Annotated in this window: 3 protein-coding genes; 1 reads left to right on the top strand and 2 read right to left on the bottom strand. The window is 42.4% G+C overall.

Features of this window, described 5'->3' with window-relative positions:
* Positions 1-509: 4Fe-4S dicluster domain-containing protein (locus tag R7E47_RS24100; protein WP_318085168.1), on the bottom strand; the 509-nt coding region annotated here is incomplete at its 3' end.
* Between the two features lies 1 nt (position 510).
* Positions 511-1,113 (bottom strand): cytochrome c nitrite reductase pentaheme subunit, encoded by a 603-nt coding sequence (gene nrfB / locus R7E47_RS24095; protein WP_140114279.1) that lies wholly within the window; start codon positions 1,111-1,113, stop codon positions 511-513.
* Between the two features lie 468 nt (positions 1,114-1,581).
* On the opposite strand from nrfB, the gene R7E47_RS24090 reads away from it, so the two are divergent.
* A partial coding sequence (locus R7E47_RS24090; protein ID WP_411913452.1) for an ammonia-forming cytochrome c nitrite reductase subunit c552 occupies positions 1,582-1,902 on the top strand: 321 nt, incomplete at its 3' end.

Raw genomic sequence — 1,902 nt, 5'->3', positions numbered from 1 at the left:
TGCTTACCTTGTGCCAGGTTGGTATCACGGCAGAAGTTACATTTGTCTGCAGAATGGTCAACAGGGTTGAAAAAGCGCACTTGATAAGGACAAGCCGCCAAACAATAGCCACAGCCGACACATCGCTCTTTGTGCACATCAACTATGCCCGTAGATTCATCTTTATACGCAGCACCCGTAGGGCAAACATACACACATGGTGGATTATCACAGTGCTGACAAGATTCACGCGTAAACTGGTACTCAACATCAGGAAATTCCCCAATGGGTTCACTGCGATGAATTTTTAGGCGGGTCACCCCTTCTGGCACTTTATTCACTTCGCGACATGCTTCGGTACATGCAGTACAGCCTATACACGCATTTTCATCGTGCACCATGCCAAAACGTTTGGTTTGCTCACTGTCACTAGCAAAAAGAGAAGCACTAACAACAGAAGTGCCAGCAACGCCAGTGGTCAAAATCAATGCGCCGCTACTGGCTAAAAAATTTCGTCTTGAACACTTCATGCTATCTCTCCTCGTCTTTTGCAAGTTCAGGTTCAGCAGCAAACTGAGAGTGGCAATCGACACATTGTTTGATGAGCTGTTTTCTGTCGTAAGAAAGCGCTTTCGTTTTGGCAGCGTGAACATCGTGACAATTTGAACAGGTCAAATTTTTAGCATGAACATCATGCGTCCAATTACTTTCTCTCAACTGAGTTGGAGCGTGGCAATCTACACACTGGCTATTCGCTTTGAGAATGGTGCTTGGATCAAGAAAAACCTTGTCATGCACTGCTTTTGACTGCGCAGCAGCAAACTTGATCACATCAGGTGCCCCTTCACGGTGATCTGGCCCGATATTGCTGTGACAGTTTGTGCAGTTAAGTGTTTTACCTTGGCTAAGCAGCGCTTCTGGCTCATGCGACAAATTCAGAGTTTCTTTGGCATCCTTATGACATTGAAGACATTTGTAGTCTCGGTCACGAATCAGCTCAACTTGATGGCGAGTGGTTTGTGCACCCTCAACAGGCTCTGATGAAATCGCATGGGCGGAGATAGAAAAACCATAGATGGCAAAGGCGAAGAGAAATTTCAGCATTGTCACTATGGTCAATTTTATATTGCCCATATTTTTCTTTCCTTAGCTCTAAAATAATTGATAACTGTTCTCAACTATTTAATGGAGCGACAATTAATTTCTTCTGAAGATATTTTTATATCTTCAAATGACATCAATTCTTATTTTGGAAAGCCACAACGCTAAACCTATATTCATAATACCCCTATTATTCCTAAGAGGTAGAAGGCACTGTTCAAAAAGCGAACTCAATCACCTTATTTATAAAATGGTTACACCTCTAACCTATTGTCAATAAAGGGGATTGAATCATACCACTTTAGAGGTATATGAAATTAAACATGATTAAGATCACTAGTGTAAATTGATCTAGAGCAAGACTCATTCCACTCACTATTTCATCTCTTTATTTACACAATAATATTATTTGTAGATCTCCAATTCTTATTTGGAATAGCTTCTCACAACGCTGCTAATAAAAACGAATATGGAGATAACACCGTGAGCATAAAACACTGGATGAGCGCACCTATTGCGGTTGCGACCTTATTCGCTAGCCAATTATTGTTGGCCGGCTCTGTGTTGGCGGCAGAAAACAACGATCGACTTGATCCTCGTAATGACGCCTTCGAACAAAACCATCCTGACCAATATCATTCTTGGAAGGCAACATCAGAAAGTAAACATATTGAAGACGCCCTAAGTGAAGACCCAAATATGGTGATTCTTTGGGCTGGCTACGGATTTGCTAAAGATTACAACAAGGCTCGAGGTCACTTTTATGCGCTCGACGATGTAAGGCAGACCCTAAGGACAGGCGCACCGGCAGATGAAAACTCC

Origin of the sequence: Vibrio sp. Vb1026 (assembly GCF_033338745.1) — a bacterium.
In the GTDB taxonomy this organism is placed as follows: domain Bacteria; phylum Pseudomonadota; class Gammaproteobacteria; order Enterobacterales; family Vibrionaceae; genus Vibrio; species Vibrio alginolyticus.
The sequence above is the reverse complement of the archived record's forward strand: the minus strand, read 5'-3'. Positions and strand labels throughout refer to the sequence as shown.

Coding starts and splice junctions, on each gene's coding strand:
- nrfB (WP_140114279.1), bottom strand. CDS start 1,113: ATGGGCAATATAAAATTGACCATAGTGACAATGCTGAAATTTCTCTTC.